Origin of the sequence: Candidatus Villigracilis vicinus (genome assembly GCF_016702885.1) — a bacterium.
Taxonomy (GTDB): Bacteria; Chloroflexota; Anaerolineae; order Anaerolineales; family Villigracilaceae; genus Villigracilis; species Villigracilis vicinus.
On sequence record NZ_JADJDD010000027.1, the window covers coordinates 106,979 to 127,115 of the forward strand.

21 protein-coding genes are annotated in these 20,137 nt (G+C 50.9%); 5 read left to right on the forward strand and 16 right to left on the reverse strand.

The window, feature by feature from the left end; translation table 11 throughout:
- Positions 1-3: 3 nt before the first annotated feature.
- The 9 genes from IPG80_RS20120 to IPG80_RS20160 form a co-directional block, all read right to left on the reverse strand.
- Positions 4-930 carry an RluA family pseudouridine synthase gene (locus IPG80_RS20120; RefSeq protein ID WP_345110975.1) on the reverse strand — a complete coding sequence of 309 codons (927 nt, stop codon included), beginning with the start codon at positions 928-930 and terminating at the stop codon, positions 4-6.
- Entirely contained in the window at positions 927-1,472 is a 546-nt protein-coding gene (lspA, locus tag IPG80_RS20125) for a signal peptidase II (RefSeq protein ID WP_345110978.1), read from the reverse strand. The genes IPG80_RS20120 and lspA (IPG80_RS20125) overlap by 4 nt, the downstream gene beginning before the upstream one ends.
- 7 nt (positions 1,473-1,479) lie before the next feature.
- Complete coding sequence (lspA, locus tag IPG80_RS20130; protein ID WP_345110981.1) at positions 1,480-1,995, reverse strand: signal peptidase II; 516 nt, start codon at positions 1,993-1,995, stop codon at positions 1,480-1,482.
- Between the two features lie 82 nt (positions 1,996-2,077).
- Positions 2,078-3,199 (reverse strand): alanine racemase, encoded by a 1,122-nt coding sequence (gene alr, locus IPG80_RS20135; RefSeq protein WP_345110984.1) that lies wholly within the window; start codon positions 3,197-3,199, stop codon positions 2,078-2,080.
- A 12-nt stretch (positions 3,200-3,211) separates the two neighbouring features.
- Positions 3,212-3,652, reverse strand: a complete 441-nt coding sequence (locus tag IPG80_RS20140; protein ID WP_345110986.1) for a GNAT family N-acetyltransferase — start codon at positions 3,650-3,652, stop codon at positions 3,212-3,214.
- A 67-nt stretch (positions 3,653-3,719) separates the two neighbouring features.
- A complete protein-coding gene (locus IPG80_RS20145) occupies positions 3,720-4,166 on the reverse strand; it encodes a DUF1761 domain-containing protein (RefSeq protein WP_345110989.1) in 447 nt (148 codons plus the stop codon).
- Between the two features lie 158 nt (positions 4,167-4,324).
- Positions 4,325-5,737, reverse strand: coding sequence for a pyridoxal-phosphate dependent enzyme (locus IPG80_RS20150; protein ID WP_345110991.1), 1,413 nt, complete (start codon positions 5,735-5,737; stop codon positions 4,325-4,327).
- Between the two features lie 174 nt (positions 5,738-5,911).
- The gene (locus IPG80_RS20155; RefSeq protein WP_345110994.1) at positions 5,912-6,325 is read right to left on the reverse strand and encodes a hypothetical protein; all 414 of its coding nucleotides are present in this window, start codon (positions 6,323-6,325) and stop codon (positions 5,912-5,914) included.
- Positions 6,326-6,416: 91 nt separating this feature from the next.
- Entirely contained in the window at positions 6,417-7,136 is a 720-nt protein-coding gene (locus IPG80_RS20160; protein ID WP_345110996.1) for an alanyl-tRNA editing protein, read from the reverse strand.
- 228 nt (positions 7,137-7,364) lie between these two features.
- On the opposite strand from IPG80_RS20160, the gene IPG80_RS20165 reads away from it, so the two are divergent.
- From IPG80_RS20165 to IPG80_RS20185, 5 genes are all read left to right on the forward strand, one after another.
- Positions 7,365-8,288: an ATP-binding cassette domain-containing protein gene (locus IPG80_RS20165; RefSeq protein ID WP_345111001.1), complete on the forward strand. Its 924-nt coding sequence runs from the start codon at positions 7,365-7,367 to the stop codon at positions 8,286-8,288.
- Positions 8,289-8,303: 15 nt separating this feature from the next.
- Positions 8,304-9,047 carry an ABC transporter permease gene (locus IPG80_RS20170; protein ID WP_345111003.1) on the forward strand — a complete coding sequence of 248 codons (744 nt, stop codon included), beginning with the start codon at positions 8,304-8,306 and terminating at the stop codon, positions 9,045-9,047.
- Entirely contained in the window at positions 9,047-10,672 is a 1,626-nt protein-coding gene (locus tag IPG80_RS20175) for a GldG family protein (protein WP_345111006.1), read from the forward strand. The genes IPG80_RS20170 and IPG80_RS20175 overlap by 1 nt, the downstream gene beginning before the upstream one ends.
- A 4-nt stretch (positions 10,673-10,676) precedes the next feature.
- On the forward strand, positions 10,677-11,390 hold the full coding sequence (locus IPG80_RS20180) for a DUF4340 domain-containing protein (protein ID WP_345111009.1): 714 nt from the start codon (positions 10,677-10,679) through the stop codon (positions 11,388-11,390).
- A gap of 223 nt (positions 11,391-11,613) precedes the next feature.
- Positions 11,614-12,831, forward strand: coding sequence for a sigma-70 family RNA polymerase sigma factor (locus tag IPG80_RS20185; protein ID WP_345111011.1), 1,218 nt, complete (start codon positions 11,614-11,616; stop codon positions 12,829-12,831).
- Between the two features lie 116 nt (positions 12,832-12,947).
- On the opposite strand, the gene IPG80_RS20190 is transcribed toward IPG80_RS20185, so the two are convergent.
- From IPG80_RS20190 to coxB, 7 genes are read right to left on the reverse strand one after another with little or no spacing between them, the layout of a single operon-like run.
- On the reverse strand, positions 12,948-14,264 hold the full coding sequence (locus IPG80_RS20190) for a heme o synthase (protein WP_345111013.1): 1,317 nt from the start codon (positions 14,262-14,264) through the stop codon (positions 12,948-12,950).
- Positions 14,265-15,002 (reverse strand): SURF1 family protein, encoded by a 738-nt coding sequence (locus IPG80_RS20195; protein WP_345111015.1) that lies wholly within the window; start codon positions 15,000-15,002, stop codon positions 14,265-14,267.
- Entirely contained in the window at positions 14,999-15,487 is a 489-nt protein-coding gene (locus IPG80_RS20200; RefSeq protein WP_345111018.1) for a hypothetical protein, read from the reverse strand. The genes IPG80_RS20195 and IPG80_RS20200 overlap by 4 nt, the downstream gene beginning before the upstream one ends.
- The gene (locus IPG80_RS20205; protein ID WP_345111021.1) at positions 15,487-16,095 is read right to left on the reverse strand and encodes an SCO family protein; all 609 of its coding nucleotides are present in this window, start codon (positions 16,093-16,095) and stop codon (positions 15,487-15,489) included. Before IPG80_RS20205 ends, IPG80_RS20200 begins: the two co-directional genes overlap by 1 nt.
- Before the next feature lie 59 nt (positions 16,096-16,154).
- A complete protein-coding gene (locus IPG80_RS20210) occupies positions 16,155-16,943 on the reverse strand; it encodes a cytochrome c oxidase subunit 3 (protein ID WP_345111023.1) in 789 nt (262 codons plus the stop codon).
- A 20-nt stretch (positions 16,944-16,963) separates the two neighbouring features.
- On the reverse strand, positions 16,964-18,856 hold the full coding sequence (locus IPG80_RS20215) for a cbb3-type cytochrome c oxidase subunit I (protein WP_345111027.1): 1,893 nt from the start codon (positions 18,854-18,856) through the stop codon (positions 16,964-16,966).
- Between the two features lie 22 nt (positions 18,857-18,878).
- Positions 18,879-19,889 carry a cytochrome c oxidase subunit II gene (gene coxB / locus IPG80_RS20220; RefSeq protein ID WP_345111029.1) on the reverse strand — a complete coding sequence of 337 codons (1,011 nt, stop codon included), beginning with the start codon at positions 19,887-19,889 and terminating at the stop codon, positions 18,879-18,881.
- Positions 19,890-20,137 lie beyond the last annotated feature (248 nt).

Consider the following 20,137-nt stretch of genomic DNA (forward strand, 5'->3'; position numbering starts at 1 on the left):
TGATCACTCGTATCTCTTTACTTCATCCAAGACAGCCTTTAGCTCTTCCGGCAATTCTGCCTCAAATGTACGCGGCTGTTTCTCGCCGGGTAGAATGATCTTCAAACGAAAAGCATGCAAGAAATGACGTTCGATCGTCGCTGTAACCGTTCGCTTGCCATATACCGAATCGCCCACTATTGGACAGCCCAAAAACAAACAATGTAAACGGATCTGATGGGTCCGCCCGGTATGTGGATGAAATTCAAGCAGTGTGTGATTCCTGAATGACTCAAGGGTCTTGTATTCACTAACCGCCTCACGCCCTTTGCCGGGGGATACGATCGCCATCTTTTTCCGGTGACTTGGGTCGCGCCCAATGGGGGCTTCCACCCGACCAGCAGGTGTTGGCGGCTTGCCATCCACTAATGCAAGGTAAGTCTTTTCCACTTTTCGCAAACGGAACTGGTCTTGCAGCCAGTTATGTGCTCGTTCATTCTTAGCCAGAATGATCAACCCTGAGGTTTCCTTATCCAACCGGTGTACCAACCCAGGGCGCTCTTCACCGCCAATGCCTTCCAAGTCTGGGTCATAGCCCAGCACTGCATTGACAAGCGTACCGGAATAATGCCCCGCCGCCGGATGAACGACCATGCCAGCCGGTTTATTGACCACGATCAAGTCATCGTTCTCAAAAATAATATCCAGGGGAATATCTTCCGCGACCAAATTACTAGGTACAGGCGGCGGGATGCGCACCACCACGTCAAAACCATCCTCCACCAACTGCCCCGCCTTTTTGGCAGGCGCACCGTTGACCGAAACAAATCCCTCAAGGATCAAACCTTGAATGCGGGCACGTGAAAACTCAGGCAGGCAGGAGACAAGATATTTATCCAACCTGTCCGGGTGTTGTTCATCGTAATGGAACGTTTCAATTCGGTCGCTCATGGGTTTCCTTCGGTCTTCGCCGTTTCCGCTTTTTGAGATGCTCTATGGTCGAGGAACCACAGGATCATCAACAATGCCACACTGACATTGATACTGGCATCGGCAATATTGAAAATATAGAAAGTCCCTACGGAAACAAAATCTGTCACCGCGCCGATCACCAAACGATCGATCAGATTACCAACCGCACCGCCCAAATATAAGCCAGCCGCCACCCACATCCACAGGTTGGCATGCTCCATTTGAGAAACATAATAGACGATGCCCGCCACGATCAAAATGGTCAATATGACAAAAAACAAATTGCCGTTCTGGAACATTCCAAATGACGCGCCGCGATTTTGGATGTGAAGTAAACGCGCATACGGTGAGAGCCATTCCAACGAATCAGGCAGCCAGGATGTATTCAGCGGAATGGAGCGAATCACAAGCCACTTCGTCCATTGATCAAGGGCAATAATCCCCGCGGCAACCATAAAAAAGATAAAAAAACGCCTGCTCTGAGGCTGCGTTTTTTCCTGCAAAACCACTTCTTCAGTCATCAAGCCACTAACCTTCCTTCATACCTTCCGGGGCGGTCTCAGAGGATTCCACTTGAGCCGCCTTCATTTTTTCTTCGCGTTCTTTAAGCCATACCCCCAAGAGCAGCACCGCCACACCTACAGAAATGGATGCATCTGCAAGGTTGAACACCGGGAACACACCGATGGAAATAAAATCGGTAACGCGCTGCATCAACAGGCGGTCGATCAGGTTGCCCACCGCGCCGCCCAATTGCAAGCCCATCGCCAGCTTCAAAGTCCAGTCATTATCTTCCACACGCGGGAAATAAAAAAGGATCGCGCCAACCACAACAAACGCGAGGGCTGTAAAGATCAAATTCCCATTTTGAAAAATACCAAATGCCGCCCCACTATTATGCCAATACACCAACCGCGCATACGGACTGAGCCATGCCAGACTCTCCGGCAGCCATTGCCCGCCGAACTCAATATTTTCGCGCACCCACCATTTCGACCATTGATCCAGTGCGATCGAAATACCGGCAACACTGAATAGTAACAAAAAATCTTTTACCTTTGAATTCAACTCTCACCTCAAAACGAAAAGTGCGCCTATTGTACCCCACCCTTTTACCAGGCTTCGCTTATTTGAACACCCGCGGCACACGCGCACTGATGTTGGTCATCACCTCATATTCGTTCGTACCTGCCCAATCTGCCAGCTCTTCTGGAGTGATCCCCCCGCCCATTAAAACCACCTCGTCCCCCACTTCGATCTCATCCGCATCAGTGTTGACCATGAACTGGTCCATGCAAATGCGCCCCACTTGCGGATAGGATTTCCCCTTAATAAGGACACGTCCTTGATTGGTCATGCGACGGAAATAACCGTCGGCGTATCCGCACGGAATCGTGACCACGCGCTTCGCACTTCCTTCAACCTGCCACAACGACCCATAGCTGACCGAACGCCCGGGCTGTGAGACCTTGCTGTATGCCACTTTGGACTTCCATATGAGCGCGGGTTTCACATCCAGAATACGGGGAATATCACGCCCCGGATAAACACCATAAAACAACACGCCCGGGCGGACCATATCCAAATGCCCCTCAGGCAAGTTGAGGATGCCGCCAGAGTTGCAAACGTGACGAATGGGCGGCACGGGTAATCCATGCTTCTCATAAAAATATAAAGCCGAGTGGAAGCGCTCAAGCTGCTCCTGTGCTGTGACGACATGGGCAGACATACCCGAACCGCCCAACTCGATCAGTTCCGAGTTTGCAAGGTGGGTATAAACTCCCTCTACTTCTAAATGCCTACACGCAGAAGCTTGAAGGATAAATTCTTCCGCTTCATATTCATGAACGCCAACACGTTCCATACCCGTATCAAACTTCAGGTGGATGGTGAGGCGCTTACGGGTAGATTCAGCCAACTGGTCAGCAGCCAACAACAAGTCCAAGGAAGAGGCGGTGAGCGTTAAGTCATGTTCCAAAAAAAGCGGCAGCTGCTCGATCAAAGTTCCGCCTGCTACAAGGATCGGTTTTTTGATTCCCAATTGGCGAAGTTGGATCGCCTCCTCCACCAGGGCAACGCCGAGCATATCTACATACGGTTCGATAAATGGTGCAACGCCTTCTATGCCATGCCCATAAGCGTTGGCTTTGACCATCGGCATGACCTTTGCTCCGCCGACATGGGCACGAATGGCTTCAATATTTTGTTTGAGTTGCTGGAGGTTTACTTCAAGATAGGTTGGGCGCATTCCGCTATTCTATCATTCGCTGCGCCAGTGATATTCCACATCCGGTTCAGACTCGGGCGGCGGGCTGACACCGAATTTTTCAATTACAAAGCCGTTCTTTTCATAAAATGGACGGGATAATTTATTTGCCTGATCGGTCTTCAACCATAAATGGTGCGGCGAAAGGGTTCGGGCATGTGCAAGCAACGCCTGCCCAATCCCTTGGCGATGAAATTTCGGGTCCACATAGAGACGGTCGATGTAATCCCCTTGAATTCCAAGAATACCAACGGGAACACCGTCCAATTCATAGACCCACATTTGATTTTCGGCAACTACGGTCTTGAAGTATTCACGCGCGCCGGTAAACTCATAGCCCATGCGCTGAACAAGTTCCGGCTCGGCAACTTGGACGCCGCTAAACCAGAACCGGGCAACGATCTCAAAATCTTCTTCGTGATATGGACGGATCATCTTCTCTCCAAAAAAATACAGCGGACGGTTAACCGTCCGCTGTATTTTACTTCAAGGTATTCAATGCTTAACTCATGGCTCCAACGATGGCACCCATCACAACAAAATTGATGAGGTGATTACCTTGTTCGAGCACCCAGGCTTTAATGCGGTCTGCAAATAATTTATTGGTGAGGCTGGAGGGAGCCACAAACCCAAGCCACAATAAAAATCCAGCAAGTGCGCCGGAGCCAAGTGTTGCGCCGCCTGTCATGCTGCCCATGGCGTTAACCATCAATGACATAAAAACTGCCTGCACGAATGCAGCGAGGACAATACCTCCCCACACCACACCCATGCCAAGGGATGAGCCCGGTGCGCTCGCATCTCCGCCCATGCTTGGTTCACCCGCTTTGCCAACAGCTTTCCACCAAGCTGGGAAGAAAGTCTTGGGTCCAAACCAAACTCCGCCAATTACCATGCTTGCCAGAACACAAAATAAAACAGCCAGCCAATTTACAGCACTAAAGTCCATCTCATTCTCCTTTGGGTTATTTGAGACCGGTTCAGGTCACCCACTCATTGTAATAGAAAATATGTTCTATTACAAATTAAGGAATTATTTCACAGAAGAGCTTCTTTTGGTAAGCTACAAAAAAGAAGACCTCAGAAAGGTCTTCTTTTAAGAGTTCACTAGATCTTCCCTGCTACATAATCCAACACATCGATCTTTGTAAGGATGCCGATCGGCTTACTGTTCTCCACAACGATCAAGGCATACCCAGCAGTGAGTGAAGGCATGGCATCTTCAAGCGGAGTCTCCGGCGGGAAGACCGCGCCAGCATTTTGCACAAGGGAATCTATTTTTTCATCGTTGGTGTGCTCATGCTTTTCAAGCATGTGGTTGAGCAAGTCTACCTCTTCGATCAGCCCTACCAGCGACCCGTCTGCACCGACAACGGGCATTTGCGAAACCGCATTTTGATGCATGGAAGTTACTACTTTGCGGATCGAGTCGCCCAACGTCGCGGTGATCAGGGCTTTATTTGGCTTGGCAATCAACAAGTCGCCGAGAGCCGTCTCTCCAAATTCCATCGAGAGGAAGCCAAACTCGCGCATCCACTTGTCATCATAAAATTTGGAAAGATAGCGTGACCCTGAATCTGGCAGGATGACGACGGGGATTCGTCCAGGTGGAAGTTTGCGGCAATATTTGATCGCCCCCGCAATTGCCGACCCGGAAGAGCCGCCTGCAAAGATACCTTCCTGCCTTACCAAGGCACGCGCCCACAAGAAAGACTCGCGATCCCCGGCACGTTCGATGGCATCGACATACTTAATATCCATGGTGGAAGGCAAAAAGTCTTCGCCGATGCCTTCTACTTTGTAGGTCTTGGGATATGCGCCTGGAGGGATAACACCATTATTCTGCCAAATCTCGGTCAGGATCGAACCTTCGATATCAATACCAACAATGGTGATATTCGGATTTTTGGATTTGAGATAACGCCCCACACCGGTGATCGTCCCGCCAGTGCCAATACCAATAATGACATCGGTTACTTTACCGTCGGTTTGTTCCCAGATCTCAGGTCCGGTACTAAGTTCATGTGTCTTTGGATTATCAGGGTTGTGATACTGGTTCGCGAGAATTGCGTTCGGGGTCTCGCGTGCAAATTTCTTGGCGACTTCATAATAAGAACGCGGATCATCTGGTCCAACTGCGGTGGGAGTAATGACCACCTTGGCGCCATATGCCCGTAATAAAAGAATCTTTTCGTTGCTCATCTTGTCAGGCATGACGAAAATGGTCTTATAGCCCTTAAGCGCGGCTGCGATAGCCAACCCAACCCCCGTATTTCCAGACGTTGCCTCGACAATGGTGCCACCCGGTTTGATCTCACCGCGCTTCTCTGCCTGCTCAATAATGTTCGCCCCCACACGATCCTTAACCGAGCCGCCAGGATTCATAAACTCCAATTTGGCATACAGCGGAACAGGCAAGTCTTTTCCGATGCGTTCCAATCTTACGAGCGGGGTATTCCCCATCGCTCCAAGCACATTATTAAATACACGTTTCTCTTTGGACTCTGGTAATCCTGTCATTCTCTCTCCTTGTTTATAAATTGAACATGTGTCGATTGGGTCACATGAGGTCGCAAGAAATTAATCATCTTCCCGGCATCAGGCGTGCAATTCACACCGCCTCACACCTTGATTATAAATCAACAAAAAAGCGGGCGCCTTTGGGCGCCCGCTTTTTTTTATAATTGGTTCAACCTACTGAACAGTGAAATTGACTGTGCCAGTCGGTACGCCGTTGAAATACACTTCCACCTTGTAGGTTCCGGTGGGCCAGCCGTCCGTGGGAGGCTCGAAGAAGAAATAGATCGTACCGTTGAACGTTTCTTCCGTAACATCAACCACGGCTTCATCGATAAAGAAGTTGGGATCTACCCCCGGGACGTTCTCAGCATACCAACGAGAGGTGATCTGGTTACCAGCAACGCCATTGGCAAGGTCACCAACGACATAAATGGTATCCGTCACTCCAAATGTCGTGGAAGGCTGGGTGCCATCCTGATCTTTGGCAGTGCGGACATTTGAGAAGGTGGGCTCACCTACTGCGCAAGCCAGCTGCGCAGCGATCAAAACGATTGCGGCAAGCAAGATCGAAAACTTTTTCTTATTCATTTGCATTCTCCTATTCTAAGTTGGACGAGGAAAGCCCGTCACAGTTTCGCCATTATACAGTACCCAGTAAAAAAGCACTCCCCAAAATGGACTATTGCACTTCGATATAAATACGCTTGTTGATAGCGCCCTTGCTTTTGTACTCGACCACTTTAATCACACCCACCTCAGAAGTATTCGCCACATGCGTACCGCCGTCGGCTTGCAAGTCCAGCCCGACGATCTCCACAGTACGGACTTGTGTAATGCCTTCAGGCAGGAGATTGATCTTGGTGCGGATCAGGTCGGGAATCTGGAACGCCTCTTCCCTCGGGAGGATCTTGACTCTGATCTCACGGTTTTTGCCCACTTCAGCATTGATCGCCGCTTCGATCTCCCGGACAAGCTCTGCGCGCATGGTCTCGAATTCAAAATCCATGCGCCCTTTGAGTGGATCCATGTCGCCGCCGGTGACCTTTGCACCGTAATCGCGGAAGACGGTACCGCACAGGATATGCATGGCAGTATGAGTGCGCATTAGCTGGTGTCGCCGCACCCAGTCCAAGGTCCCGATAGAGGCGGCACCGGGCACGGGTAAAGGCTCACTTCCGCTAAGAAAATGCAGGACGTCATCGCCCTGTTTCTTGACCTTTTCCACGAGATATTTTTTGCCGCCTACTTCGAGTGTCCCAAAATCACAGGGTTGCCCTCCCCCGCCAGGGTAGAAGGCGGAACGATCAAGCACAACGGCGCGAGTCTCTGCATCCACCGAGGTTACGGTGGCAGAAAACTCTTTAAGATAAGCATCGGTTTGATAAATTAACTCGGTCATGTCCAAATTATACCCAGTGCGGTCATAAATTGCGTTTTGTACACCTGGGTGTAATTTAACAGATCGACTTGAAAATTAGGATTGGATTAGAAGTTATATACCCGCTTGACTTCGGTCTTTCATATATTGTATAGTATTCTGCGGTAACTAAATAAGGCACCGCCATCATTGGCTGTGTCTTTTCTTTGTGATAATCCCATTTATATAATCTCAATGTGAGGAGAATCGATGATCAAGGTTAGTGGTCTAACAAAAGACTATGGCGCGCGCCGCGCCATCCACAATCTCAATTTTGATGCCCAACAGGGCGAGATCGTGGGCTTTTTAGGTCCCAATGGCGCCGGAAAAACCACCACCATGCGCATCCTGACCGGCTACATGCCGCCCACCGATGGCGAGGCAATCGTGGCTGGCTATGATGTCGTGGAGGAATCGCTGGAAGTACGTAAACGGGTCGGCTACCTGCCAGAATCCGTGCCGCTCTATCAAGACATGGTGGTTTTTGATTACCTGAAATATATGGGCGAACTCCGCCACATCCCCAACGTGGATGACCGCGTAGATGAAGTGTTGGATATGGTCGGTTTGATCGACCGCTCGAATGGGTACATTGGCAATTTATCCAAGGGTATGAAGCAGCGTGTTGGGCTTGCCCAGGCACTTTTGCACCGACCTGAGGTATTGATCCTCGATGAGCCGACCATCGGCTTGGATCCTGGTCAAATGGTGGAAGTGCGCCAGCTGATCCGCGAGATCGGTAAGGAACGCACCGTCCTGCTCTCGACCCATCTGTTGAACGAGGCTCAAAATATTTGCGACCGTGTGCTCATCATCAACAAGGGCAAGATCGTTGCGGAAGATACCACGGAAAACCTGCAAGCCCGCCTGCTCGGCGCAGAACGTGTAGTTGTGCGTGTGCGCGGTGAAGGGGATGAACTTGCCGAGACTATCAAGAGTGTTAAGGGCGTACGCAAAGTGGAAACCCTTGAAGATGGCGGCGTGGAATTTGAGTTTGCTTCCGGTAAGGACCTCCGCCCGGAAGTCGCCAAGCAGGTCATCAAAGACGGCTACGATCTGCTCGAACTTCGTCCGCTCGGCATGAGTCTGGAAGAGATCTTCCTTGAGCTCACCGGCGGCGAAGGGAAAAAATAAGACGAGGCAATTCCCATGAAAAATATTTGGACCATTGCAAGACGCGAATACGATAATTATTTCAACGGACCGCTGGCGTATGTAGTGATGCTGGCAGTCTTGTTGCCGCTGGGCATTTATTTCAGCCTGGTCATGTTCTTTAACAGCCAGCAAGCCATGTTCGGAGGCGGAGCCGCCCCAGACATCACCCCCATCAACGGTTTGTTCGCTTTCTTAATGATCTTCCTCAGCCCGGCGTTGACCATGCGCCTGCTTTCAGATGAAGCCCGCATGGGCACGCTCGAACTTCTGCTGACCGCCCCCGTGCGTGACGCGGAACTGGTCGTTGGCAAATGGCTGGGCGCCATGCTCTTCATTTTGACCCTGCTCGGCACGACCTTGATCTACCCGCTCGTGTTGAACAATTTCGTCACCCCTGGCATCGACTGGATGGTGGTGCTTTCTTCATATATCGGCTTGATCCTGCTTTGCGCCACCATGCTGGCACTCGGCGTGGGAATCTCTGCCATTTTCACCAATCAATTCGCAGCATTCTTCGTCACACTGGGTTTGTTGTTCTTCCTCTATTTCATGATCGGTCTACCCGCAGGACTCCTGCCCGAAAGCGGCGAAGTGTTCAACTACCTCAGCATCAACACCCACTATGACCAGATGAACACCGGCACCGTAACCCTGGGAGGCATTGTGTACTACTTGAGCCTCATCTCGTTCGGATTGTTCGCCGGTACCACTGCAATCGAAATTCGGAGATGGCGCTAATGGCTGGAAAAAAGAAAAACCCCAACGCAAAGTATGCGGTGATCGGGCTGGTGGTTGCCCTGATCGCCTGTATTTCCACGGGCTTGCTTGGTTTTGCCAACCTGCTCGGTAGTATCGGCATGTTCCCCCTCCCTGAAAATATTCAGGATGGTGTAAATCTTTCGTTACAGATCAGCATCGGACTGCTCATCATCGGGCTGGCAGCCTATGCCATCCTAAATCCGGATGCTGTGCGCCGCTTCCTTACGGGACGCCAGGCACGCTACGGTTCCAATTCGTTGATCCTCACGATCGCCTTTGTCGGCGTTCTGATCGCTGTTAATTACATCGTTTTCCAGAACACAGACTTGTTTGGCTCGCCTTACGATTTCACCGAAGATAAATCCAACACGCTTGCACCAGAGACCTTGCAAATTCTAGCCACACTCGACGAACCCGTCCTGGCAACCGCGTTCTTTTCTTCAAACTCCAGTTCCTCCAGTGCTGAAGAACTTTTGCAAAAGTTCAAGAACAACAGTGAAGGAAAATTCAATTACGATGTTGTAAATACCGACCTTGACCCCGTGCTTGCACGTGAAGCCGGTGTAACAGGTGAAGGTAAGATCCTTCTTCAAATGGGCGAAACCAAAGAGATCGCCTCCTTTGCAAGTGAAACTGAGTTGGCGCGTGCCCTTCTGCGCCTCATCAGCCCCGGCTCTCGTACTGTGTACTTCCTACAAGGACATGGTGAGATCAGCCTCGAAGGCGGCGCAGAACTTGCTTATACTGTCGTCAAAAGCACCCTTGAAGCCAAGAACTATACAGTTAACACACTCAACCTTTTGACCACCCGTGAGATCCCTGAAGATGCTTTGGCGATCATCATAGCTGGTCCGCAAAAGCCCGTCAGTAAAGATGAAGTGGATTTGCTCAAAAAGTACGTGGACAATGGCGGCGCGCTGATTGTTCTTCAGGACCCAAATTTCTTCACCGAATTCGGCGATGCTTCTGACCCGCTCGCAAATTACCTCGTAGGGGAATGGGGCATCTCCTATAATGATGATGTCGTCATTGATGGTGTCAATACTCAAAACCCATTCGCAGCGATCTCCTCACTTTACAACCCCAGCCACCCGATCACCCAAAATCTGACCGAGAACCTGTTCGTCATTATGCCGCAGGCTCGTAGTTTGAGCATCTCGTCAGAGAAAGAGAACATCCTCCAGACCTGGCTGATCAGCACCACTGAAAATTCATGGGGTGAAACCCAACTCTCTACCGACGGCAGCGAAACACCGCAGTTCGATGCAGAATCGGATGTTCCAGGTCCGTTGTACCTTGCCATTGCCGCCGAAAACTCCGCCACAAGCGGACGCGTGGTGGTATTCGGCAACTCGCTTTTTGCCATTGACGGCAACTTCGATGTCTATGGCAACGGTAACTTCTTTATCAACTCTGTCGATTGGGCAGCCGAACAGGAAGACTTGCTCAACCTGACCACCCGCCCGCGCACGGAACGCATCTTTACACCGCCTACAGAAACATGGCGTTTCCTGCTTCTTGTTTTGGTGATCGTGATCGTCATTCCGGGCATGGTCGTGTTCTTCGGTGTTTCTGCTTGGTTCGCACGCCGCAAACGAGGTTAAACGCATGGCTACGAAGAAAGCAACCAAATCCACCGCCGCAAAATCTGGCAAAACGACAAGTGCCGTGCGAACCCCACGCACAAAATCTGCCCCCAGGCAGAACAAGCCCGTTTTTCGCACAGGCACATGGGTAACTGTCCTTTTGCTGGCGGCCGCTGTTAGTGCGGCAGTGTACATGAACCGTCAAGCCGAAGAAGCTGCCAACGCAGAACCGACCCCTGCCGAAGAAGCCGCTTTCCTGTTCGAGCAGGGCGCCCTCGTTACCGGCATTGAAGTCAAACCGGCTGATGGGGACCCTGTGGCACTGGAACGAAACGAAGGAAAAATCTGGGTGTTAACCAAGCCTGACAAGGTAGAAGCAGATCCAGGTGCGGCTGAGGCGGCAGCGTCTCAGGTTGGGGCGCTCAGCATCGCCGCTGAAATTGACAGCCAGAAGGATCCTTCCATTTTTGGTCTAGCTGCCCCTTCCTACACAATTACCGTCACGCTCGAAGGTGGCAAGACCAGCGTCCTTGAGGTTGGAGACTCAACCCCCAGCGAAACCGGCTATTATGTGCGGGTGGACGGTAAAAAGATGTACGTGGTGACTTCTAGCGGAATTGATGCTCTGGTGAGTCTATCCTTCCTGCCGCCTTATTTGAACACACCGACGCCCGTCCCCACCTTTACGGCAACCCCGCTTCCAAGCACCACCCCGGAAGCAACCCCAACGCCGTAAATTCGCTTTACAAGTAATATGATCTAACCGTTGTATCGTGGCATATGCCACGATACAACGGTCAAAATTTTTATTGGTTCTGCAACCGCAATATCCACAAGAAAGTAATACAAAATCGTTGCAAGGCATCTGATAACCGAATTACTATTGCTTTTCGGTAAAAAAACGTGTATTCTAATTTTGAGATTTGTAAGACAAATTTCCTTGAAAGTTGGACGAGTTAATGGATGTAGATAAGATATTGATAAGCGAAGATGACGAAGAAGAGTATTCCGCGATAGCGCGTTTGATCGAACTGGGGCGGCAGAAATCTTTTGTAACTCTCGATGATATTTTGCACTTCTTCCCTGAAGCTGAACAGGATGTGGAACAGCTTGAAGAGGCATTTTCTGCTCTTTTAAGTGCGGGAATTCCCTTCGTGGAAGAAAGCATGACCCCCGAACCCACCGAGGACGAACTGGTGGCGGTGGAAGAAAGCGGCGAAGCCGAACCTGAGCCAGACCTGGCTCTGGACGATTATCTGGCGAATATCGACACAGACGATACCATCGGGCTGTATCTCAAAGAGGTCAGCCGCGTCCCGCTGCTGACAGCCACTGAGGAAGTTCAGCTTGCTCAGCGCATCGAACGCGGACGCTCTGCCCGCGAAGAACTTGCACATGGCAGTGTTTCTCCCAAGCGCCGCCTTGAACTCCGTCGCTTCATTGAAGACGGCTGGGCGGCTCGTGAACACCTCATTACTGCGAACTCCCGCCTCGTGATCTCTGTCGCTAAAAAATACATGGGACGCGGCGTGCCCTTCCTTGACCTGATCCAGGAAGGCAACATCGGTCTCATCCGTGCAACCAAGAAGTTCGATTATCGCCGCGGTCACAAATTTTCGACCTACGCCACTTGGTGGATCCGTCAGGCTGTAACCCGCGCCATCGCCGATCAGGGACGCACCATCCGCGTACCGGTCCACATGGGCGACCAGATCAACAAACTCCTGCGCGTTCAACACCAGTTGACCCAACGCCTCGGGCGTGAACCGAGCGTGGAAGAACTAGCAGAAGCCCTGGATGTTCCTCCCAAGAAAGTGGAGAACATGATCCAGGTTGCGCGCCGCCCGCTCTCGCTCGAAACCCCGACGGATGACGAAGAAGATTCGGTGCTCGGCGACTTCATCGAAGACGATGAAGCCCCTCCACCTGATGACACCGCCACCTACAATCTTCTCCGCGAACACCTCGGCGAAGTATTGAACGGGCTGCCCCCGCGCGAAGTGCGCATTTTGCAACTCCGCTACGGTCTGCTTGACGGGCAAGCCTATACCCTCGAAGAAGTTGGACGCAAAATGGGTGTTACCCGTGAACGCGTTCGGCAAATCGAAGCGCAAGCGCTCAGCCGCCTGCGTCACCCATCCATTCGCAGGAAACTCCGCGATTATCTGGGTGAGTAAATAAAAAAACAAACAGCCTCCGATGAAAACTCGGAGGCTGTTTTCTGTTAAACAAAATAATATCGAACACTGCATTTTCAGTTTGGTTTTAAGACTAGTAAACCAAACTGATTTTTTTACACCACCGAATCCACGATCAACGCCAAAAAGATGAACGCCAGATACATGCTTGACCAGCGGTACATCGTCCATGCCACTTTGTTGCCGCCAACGCGGAATACCCGCCATGCAGCATACAAAAGGAAGACTCCCAGCACCACAGCCGAAACCAGATAGATCGTACCTGCCAGGTTGAATATAGGCAGCAGCATCGTCACAACGATCAATTCCACCGTGTAGATCAGGATCTGCTTGCGGGTTTTTTCTTCGCCTTCGACCACCGGCAGCATCGGCACACCAGCTTTTTCATAATCTTTCATGCGGACGATTGCCAGCGCCCAGAAATGCGGCGGCGTCCACATAAAGATGATGGCAAAGAGGATCCACGCCGCAAGGCTCAAGTTGCCGGTTGCAGCCGCCCACCCCACCATTGGGGGTATCGCACCAGCGCCGCCGCCAATGACGATATTTTGAACGGTAGCACGTTTAAGCCAGACACTATAAAAAAAGACATAGTAAAAGATGCCTGCCAGGGAAAGCAACGCAGCGAGTAGATTCACATATCCTGCCATCACATAATAGCTAAGCAGACACAATGCCAGCCCATACGAAAGCCCTTCCGCTGCGGTCAAACGTCCATCTGCCAACGGGCGCTTCGATGTGCGCTGCATGTTCTTATCCAACTCACGGTCAATGTATTGATTAAGCGCGCTTGAACCCGCTGCCGCCAGGGTGCCGCCGATCAAAGTCCAAAAGGTCAATGAGGCGGAGGGCCATGCCTTGCCGCCCGCCACCAGCCCGCCATAGGTCGTCACCAACAACAGCAGAACAATCACCGGCTTCGACAAAATGAAGAAGTCCTTTAAGCGCTGCCGCCAGTCATATTTGTAATCTGCCACACCATCCTGTTCAAGCGTTCCTGAAACGAAGAGCAGCATTGCCAGGGATACCCATAACGCCACTGCAGTTAAAGTATGCAGTACCACAATGTGCGTAGGAAAATGACGGGTCACTTCAATGGCACCTACGAAAGCCTGTCCCAAAAACAGCACGCCTGTAATGGTCGTCAGCGGAAGCAACACGGCATGGTGGCGCTGCTCCCGCCACGCCTTACGCCACACAACAATCATCACTAGTGAAGCCACACCAACCAGGAGCAGGTGAACCAATTTTAAATAACCGAGCGGAGCAGTGGGCGCACAAAGAGGCCAACCATCACAAAGGAAGGCAGCACCTGTGATCGTCACCAAACGCCCCATTACCGTAAGCGCAAAGACCGTCACCACTAATGATGCCGCCCAGCGCGCAAAAGAAGTCTTTAATGAATATTTCATCTAGTCGTCCTGTTTTTGCAAATAGAATGGGTATCCAACGAACAGAATGGTTGCAAACGTAAACCATTGCAAAGCATACCCGAAATGCGAGCCTTCCGTCAATTCAATAATTGGCTGGTACGGAATGGGCGGAATGGTATCTCCCACTTCAACATTTGGCTGAATAAACACACCCAGGATCGGATAAGGCAGCTGCGCAGACATTCTCTCGACATCGAGATTATTCCAAATATCGAGCCGGGTGCCATCCAGCGGCAGCGCATCCGCGACTCCGCCGAAGGCTGGTTTGCCCTTCCCGAGCCGTACCTGCCCTGTAACAGTGACCTGCCCTGTTTCATCATACACACGCCAATCCTCAGGAAGCGAGTCGCTTTCAGCAGGGATCCAGCCGCGGTTCACCAGAACCGCTCCCCCGTTGTAAAGAAGCGGCGTAATGAGATGAAATCCATACATGCCTTCGTTGTATTGGTTCCGCATTGCCATTTGATTCTCAAAGTCATATTCGCCGGTCACGCTGACGGCACGCCACTCCATCGAGGAAATATCCGCGGGTGTTTCGGTGGTCAGATCCAACGGGCTGGCAGCCCGCATGGTTTCAACCTGCGTGTTAAATGCACGGCGCCCTTCGAGACGATCCAACTGCCAGATGCCAAGCCGAATACAGACCGCCGTCCCCGCAAAGACCAACAGGGTCGTGAGCGCCCACTTCCATGAAAACATTTTGCGTAGAACGGTCATTCTTTTTCCTTTTTCTTTTTATCCCCGATCAAGTGGCTATACACGGCGAACATCATACTCAATGGAAAACCAGCAAAGAAAATGCCGGAGACGCGCGTGCGCCAGGTGACGGGTTCCTGGATCGTGATGCCCAGATAGTTCCCGGGCTGGAAGGTACATTCGTACATCAGGTTCTCGGCAGTTTCCAATTTCAGGCTGGCAGAAGACTGTGCCGGAATCCAAAGCGGACCGAGTTGATGATTCTCGGCATCTTGATTGATCACCTTCAGGGTATCGCCCACCACGAAGCGCATATCTTGTGGGATTTCAGGCGGTTTTTTTCCGCCGCGAACCAGTTCACCCGTCCCTGCCGGGACCACAAGTTCAATAGTGGTAGGTTCGCGATTTTCTTTTTTGAGAAAAAAGTAAGAGGCTTCTGTGGTGATGACAGCCAGCGTCAGCCCCAAAAGAAATGACAAAGCGATCCGTTTCCAACTAAACGCCATTAATTCTGCTCCAAAAGTAATTCGATATCATGCACAATATCTTCAACGGGTGTCTGGTAGGCAAAAGTCAGGTGCATGTTTCCCTGCGGATCCACCAAAAAAACTCGGGCGGTGTGATTGATGATAACGCCAAAAGCAGAGTCGCTTTCAACGGTTTCGCGAGTGATTGAATAATCTTTCCAGATCGGTTCCAATTCCTGGATCGAACCGGACAGCCCAATAAATGATGAGTTGAAATGTTCAACATAGGTTTGCATTCTCGCTGAGGTATCGCGGTCTGGATCTACTGACACAAATACAACCTGCACGTCCTTGCTTGTATCGCCAAGTTTATCCAGTACCATTTTCATTTCTGCCAGTGTCGTGGGACATACATCAGGGCAAGAGGTGTACCCAAAGAACAAAAGAACAACTTTGCCTCTTTGATCACTCAGTCGAAATTGGGTTCCATCAGCTTTAGTCAGCATAAAATCGACGGCGACAGGAAAGGGTTCTTCATATAAAGTACCGCGAAATGAAGGTTGTTTAGCAAACACAAAGGATAGAACAGCCGCAATAACAACAAGCGCTAAAATACCGCCGCCCACCCATATTAATTTTTTATCCATAAATCACCTCTGCTTGGTATAGAAAAAACCGCCGCCTTATCGGCGGCGGTTTTTTCATTTTATTTTACAGCCGTACCGATCAAATACAGGGCGGGGTAGAAGAATATCCACACCAGGTCTACGAAGTGCCAGTAAACTGCGGCAGCTTCCACACCCCAGTGCTTCTCGGCAGTATAAACGCCTTTGCGGGCATTGTTCCATACTACACCGAGGAAGATCAAACCGGTGAACACATGGAAAGCATGCATACCGGTCATCATGTAGAAGACGCCGCCTAACGGACCAACAGACGGGTTGCCAAACGAGGCGACCAAACCTTCTTCAGCAGCCAGGCGCCATTCCACGAGAACAACACCGAGCAAAAAGCCCAAGCCCAATACAAATGTGATGATCGTATTGTTCATGAATGTTTTGGTATCTCCATACTTCATGGCGGTCTCGCCGCGGTTCATGAAGAAGGAAGAGACAAGCAAAACAGCCGTTACTACCAACCCAAGCACCTGATTAAGGTGTGGTCGGGTCAGACCAAGCAGGTTGGAACGCATCACCAACAGACCGGCAAAAACGAATGCATCGGAAAGCAAGAACAACCAAAGACCGAGGCGGTTTGTGTTGGTCTTGTAAGTATAGGAGTTTTCGTCGCTTTCGTGCTCCTCTTCGTTGAGTTTGTAAACATGCATGAAATAATACATGACCAGGGCAGCCTTGATCACTGCCACCACCAACAGAAGCGAAACCGCATTGAAAGTTACGGCAATAAAGTATTCGAGAACGGTCAGTACTGCCAGATATACGAAAATCACCACGCCCTGACCAAGGGCGGACGATTTATCTTGTGAATGTGCCATTTATTTACACTCCTCGCCTTTTAGTGTTTATTGCTTTTGGCAGGCTCGATAAATTTGACAAAGCCGCCGTCGTTCAAACCGTAATCGTAGGGCTCACCGATCACTTCAAAAGGCTTTTCGTAGTTATGAGCAGGCATCGGAGAAGGAACCTGCCACTCGGGCGAGCGGGAATTCCAAACATTACCTTCCGCCTTTTCACCCTTCGAGATGCTGTTGAAGAAGTTATACAGGAAGATGACCACTGAAAGAGCGATGAGGAAAGCGGATATGGTCATGACCAAATGAGCTGCATCAATACCTAATGCTGGATCGTAATCCACAATGCGGCGGCGCATACCAAGCAGACCAACGTACATCATACCGAGGGTCAGAACGAAGAACGAGGGAGTCATCATCCAAAAATGGATCTTGCCGAGGGTCTCGTTCATTCTGCGACCGGTCGCTTTGGGGAACCAGAAGTAGATGGCTGCAAAGAACGGGAAGACGAAGCCGCCGAAAATGGTGTCGTGGAAGTGACCGACGATCCAGTAGGTGTCCTGCAGCTGCAAGTCTGTGGAGACGGTGGCGTTAGGGGGACCAGAGAGACCGCCCAAGAGGAAGACGATGATACCGCCCAAAACGAACAGCATGGGGGTCGGGGTTGAGATCTTGCCTCTCCAAATTGTGGCAACCCAAGAGAAGAACTTGACGCCCGTGGGGATGGCCACCAAAAGGGTGCTGTACATGAACGGCACGCGCAGGTATTCATTCATACCGGAGGTGTACATGTGATGCGCCCAAACCACAAAACCCACCAACGCAATACCCAAAGAAGACATGGCGATCCAACGATAGCCGAAAAGGGGTTTACGCACGAATACAGGCAGTAACTCAGAGATCACACCAAGCCCGGGCAGAATGAACACGTACACCGCAGGGTGGGAATAGAACCAGAAAAGGTGCTGGAAGAGCACAGGATTACCGCCCTTGGCAGGGTCAAAGAAGCCCATGCCAAAGAGGCGCTGGAACATGACCAGCTGGAAGGAGAGACCGATCAACTGGGTGGCGGTCAAAGCGATCAACGCGGTGGCAACAGCCGCCCACACAAGGATGGGCATGCGCCAGGCGGTCATGCCTTTGGCGCGCATGCGGATCACGGTCACAATGACGTTCAAAGAACCGAGGATCGAGGACCAACCAGCGACGAACACGCCCAAAAAGAACATCTGCATGCCTACAGGGGCGCGGGCAGAAAGAGGCGGGTAGCCGGTCCAGCCGGTGTCGAAACCGCCGAGGAAAAGGCTCATGAGCAAAAGCACGGCAGCGGGGACTGCGATCCAGAATGAGAAAGCATTTAGGCGGGGAAAGGCCATATCCTGCGCGCCAAGCAAAAGAGGAACCACGTAGTTGATGAAACCAGCCGTTCCAAGCAGGATGGAAACGATCATGATCATGCCATGCAGAGACATCAGCGTGTTATAGAGCTGAGGACCGTTCTGGCTAAACAGCTTGATATCCGATGTGAGGAACTGAAGCTGTGAAGCAGCCAATTCGGCGCGGAAGATCAAGGCGAACAAACCGCCAATGCCGATCAGCAAAAGAGCAGTGATGGTGTACTGAATGCCGATCACTTTATGATCGAGTGAAACATTGATGTATTTGGCAGCGCCGGTATGGTGGTCTTCATGATGGTCGGGGGTATCGATACCACGCGCCCATTTAAACCAGTCGCTAACAACGCCGGAACCGGCAAGGAAGAAAAGCGTGCCAAAGAAACCGCCCAACACCCAGGCGGGCTCGGTAAAGAAAAATGTATCCAGGGCGTTCAAACCCATCAAGGGGCGAATCCCTGTAACGATGCCGGCGCCGACCAGCGTACCGATCAGCTGCCAGAACAAACCACGAGCGAGGGCACTAGAAAAGAATCCCTTCATAGTTATCTATTCCTTCTCAAAATTATTTCAAGGTCTTAATGTATGCGATGAGATTGGATATCTCTTCATCAGTCAAAGCGTAGGGAGGCATGACAGGCGGGAACCCTTCCACAACCTTCACAGTCGGCTCAAGGATCGACTCTTTGATGAAGGCATCGTCGGCAGTAACAGTGGAGCCGTCCGCAAGTTTAACATCGGAGCCATACAGGTTGAACCAGGTGGGACCGGTCATAGCCGTACCATCAGCCGAGTGACAACCGATACAACCGTTCTTGGTGGCAATGAGTTTGCCCTGCCCTTCAGGGGTCTTGGATTCTTCAGCGATCTTGATCTGATCTGTGATCCAGGTATCGTAAGTATCAGAGTTCACCACGACGACCGGGGCTTCCATATAAGCGTGCGAGGTGCCGCACAACTCGGCGCAGCGAACTTTATAGCTGCCCTCAAGAGATGGGGTGATGCGATATTCGGTCACACGACCCGGCACAACATCCTGCTTGACGCGGAACTCGGGCACCCAGAACGAATGGATGACATCTGCGGATTCCATTTTGAGGACGACCTGGCGATCCACAGGAAGATACAACTCTGTGGTGATAAAGCCGTATTCAGGATATTCGAATGTCCATGAGAACTGCTGCCCTTTGACATTGATCACCATGGCGTTCGGGTCCACCCGGCGGACTTCACCAAGTGAGTACGCGCCAAGATAGGCAAAGACCACTACGATGAGCAGCGGCACCACAGTCCAGGCGATCTCAAGGTTGGTATTGCCTTCAATATGCAACCCATCCTTCAGCTCACCCTTCTTTTGACGGAAGGCAACCAGACTGTAGATGATCGGTACAACGATCAAAGCAAAAAGGAATGAAATAACCATTACTTCCCAATGCCATAACTGGTCAATGGGAACAGCCTGCGCACTGGCGGCAACAGGATGCATTTGTTGGGCAAGCCCAAGCGCATCAAGACCGAAGTACGTTAGTACGGTCATGAGGATGACCAAGATCCCCACAATTACAAAATGGACCATAGACTCTCTCTCCTGAAAAGATTGAACGGGGCAACACCCCGATGATTAACTGAAACCGGACAAATTCAGTATAATTTGTCTCAATTTTCACAAGCAGCGATTATATCAAAACATAACGTGCTTGTCACTATCTTTGTACTCTGCACAAGTATTCTTATTCACAATTAAGTCTTATCAAAATTCATGCCGACGGGTGATTTGACACCGTCGGCAAGTCGTAGCGATATAACCCATCACCCACCGTTTTG

Bases quoted from the DNA above. Each gene is read 5' to 3' on its own strand.
- IPG80_RS20120 (WP_345110975.1), bottom strand. From the start codon at position 930: ATGAGCGACCGAATTGAAACGTTCCATTACGATGAACAACACCCGGAC.
- lspA (WP_345110978.1), bottom strand. From the start codon at position 1,472: ATGACTGAAGAAGTGGTTTTGCAGGAAAAAACGCAGCCTCAGAGCAGG.
- alr (WP_345110984.1), bottom strand. From the start codon at position 3,199: ATGCGCCCAACCTATCTTGAAGTAAACCTCCAGCAACTCAAACAAAAT.
- IPG80_RS20140 (WP_345110986.1), bottom strand. From the start codon at position 3,652: ATGATCCGTCCATATCACGAAGAAGATTTTGAGATCGTTGCCCGGTTC.
- IPG80_RS20145 (WP_345110989.1), bottom strand. From the start codon at position 4,166: ATGGACTTTAGTGCTGTAAATTGGCTGGCTGTTTTATTTTGTGTTCTG.
- IPG80_RS20150 (WP_345110991.1), bottom strand. From the start codon at position 5,737: ATGACAGGATTACCAGAGTCCAAAGAGAAACGTGTATTTAATAATGTG.
- IPG80_RS20155 (WP_345110994.1), bottom strand. From the start codon at position 6,325: ATGAATAAGAAAAAGTTTTCGATCTTGCTTGCCGCAATCGTTTTGATC.
- IPG80_RS20160 (WP_345110996.1), bottom strand. From the start codon at position 7,136: ATGACCGAGTTAATTTATCAAACCGATGCTTATCTTAAAGAGTTTTCT.
- IPG80_RS20165 (WP_345111001.1), top strand. From the start codon at position 7,365: ATGATCAAGGTTAGTGGTCTAACAAAAGACTATGGCGCGCGCCGCGCC.
- IPG80_RS20170 (WP_345111003.1), top strand. From the start codon at position 8,304: ATGAAAAATATTTGGACCATTGCAAGACGCGAATACGATAATTATTTC.
- IPG80_RS20175 (WP_345111006.1), top strand. From the start codon at position 9,047: ATGGCTGGAAAAAAGAAAAACCCCAACGCAAAGTATGCGGTGATCGGG.
- IPG80_RS20180 (WP_345111009.1), top strand. From the start codon at position 10,677: ATGGCTACGAAGAAAGCAACCAAATCCACCGCCGCAAAATCTGGCAAA.
- IPG80_RS20185 (WP_345111011.1), top strand. From the start codon at position 11,614: ATGGATGTAGATAAGATATTGATAAGCGAAGATGACGAAGAAGAGTAT.
- IPG80_RS20190 (WP_345111013.1), bottom strand. From the start codon at position 14,264: ATGAAATATTCATTAAAGACTTCTTTTGCGCGCTGGGCGGCATCATTA.
- IPG80_RS20195 (WP_345111015.1), bottom strand. From the start codon at position 15,002: ATGACCGTTCTACGCAAAATGTTTTCATGGAAGTGGGCGCTCACGACC.
- IPG80_RS20200 (WP_345111018.1), bottom strand. From the start codon at position 15,487: ATGGCGTTTAGTTGGAAACGGATCGCTTTGTCATTTCTTTTGGGGCTG.
- IPG80_RS20205 (WP_345111021.1), bottom strand. From the start codon at position 16,095: ATGGATAAAAAATTAATATGGGTGGGCGGCGGTATTTTAGCGCTTGTT.
- IPG80_RS20210 (WP_345111023.1), bottom strand. From the start codon at position 16,943: ATGGCACATTCACAAGATAAATCGTCCGCCCTTGGTCAGGGCGTGGTG.
- IPG80_RS20215 (WP_345111027.1), bottom strand. From the start codon at position 18,856: ATGAAGGGATTCTTTTCTAGTGCCCTCGCTCGTGGTTTGTTCTGGCAG.
- coxB (WP_345111029.1), bottom strand. From the start codon at position 19,889: ATGGTCCATTTTGTAATTGTGGGGATCTTGGTCATCCTCATGACCGTA.